This window comes from Oleiphilus sp. HI0061, from assembly GCF_001635675.1.
This window is the reverse complement of the sequence record NZ_LWFE01001651.1, coordinates 1-1095: the sequence shown is the minus strand read 5'-3', so window position 1 is coordinate 1095 and position 1095 is coordinate 1. Positions and strand designations below refer to the sequence as shown.

The window sequence follows — 1095 nt, the reverse complement described above, 5'->3', positions numbered from 1 at the left end:
TCGACCTTGCGTGAACTCGCGACACCCGAAGTTAATGTCAGCACGATTGAAGATCCGATTGAAATGGTAGAACCTGCCTTCAATCAGATGCAGATCCAACAAAATATCGACCTGGATTTCGCCAGCGGCATTAAAGCCCTTATGCGACAAGACCCCGATATCATAATGATTGGTGAAATAAGAGACCTGGAAACAGCCGAGATGGCAATACAAGCTGCCCTGACAGGCCACCTGGTTATTTCGACACTGCATACTAATGACGCACCCAGCGCAATCACGCGATTAATGGAACTCGGCATCCCTCCATACCTAATAAAAGCAACGGTATTGGGCGTGATGGCCCAAAGGCTGGTTAGAACCCTTTGTACGTCCTGCAAGACACCTGTCGAGCTTGAAGAGGAAGACTGGAAAATGCTTACCAGACCTTGGAAAACACCTTTGCCTCAAAATGCGCAACAACCCGTCGGCTGCCAAGAATGTCGACAAACAGGCTATCGCGGTCGAGCAGGCGTTTATGAAATCATGCCCTTATCCGAAAGCTTAAAAGGGCACATACACGAAAGCGGTCAAGTAGCAGAGCTCAGAAAAGAAGCAATTAAAGAAGGGATGTATTCACTAAGGCTAAGCGGCGCAAATAAAATAGCAAATGGCTTAACAACCATTGATGAAGTGCTCAGAGTCACACCAGTCAGCCTTAATCAGCTAATGAGCTAGGGAACACTAGAAGCCCTCCTCCAAACGAAATACTTCGTATGCAGGCTCTTCGTAAGGATGAGCCTGCTTCAATGCTGACACGGCCTGTTTGATACACTCATCCGAACAAACCAATTCAACCTTTAGCTCTTGAACTTTTTCAATTTCATCAATCTGACCAATCGCTGGCTTGCTACCAGATAAAGGTCTAAATTGTCCAGCCCCCAAAGTTTCCCAGCTACACCGATCATAACAACCTATCCTACCTGCACCTGTCAAAAAAACCGCATCCTTAACTTTTTCCGCATTCTCGACAGGCACAAAAAAACATAACTTATACATACCATATACCCTACCGTACACTTGATTCATTTATTAAGGTTACACAGATTTACGTGTAAA

At 45.4% G+C, this 1095-nt stretch carries 2 protein-coding genes; one reads left to right on the top strand and one right to left on the bottom strand.

The genetic code is table 11. The annotated features are described in order from the left end of the window. On the top strand, positions 1-714 hold a 714-nt coding region (locus tag A3735_RS25440), incomplete at its 5' end, for a GspE/PulE family protein (protein WP_197486044.1). A gap of 6 nt (positions 715-720) precedes the next feature. Here A3735_RS25440 and A3735_RS25435 read toward each other — a convergent pair. Further along, complete coding sequence (locus A3735_RS25435; protein WP_068511457.1) at positions 721-1035, bottom strand: YqfO family protein; 315 nt, start codon at positions 1033-1035, stop codon at positions 721-723. Positions 1036-1095: the final 60 nt, after the last annotated feature.

What these genes read in the sequence shown, in the direction of transcription:
- A3735_RS25435 (WP_068511457.1), bottom strand. Translation starts at nt 1,035, where the DNA reads ATGTATAAGTTATGTTTTTTTGTGCCTGTCGAGAATGCGGAAAAAGTT.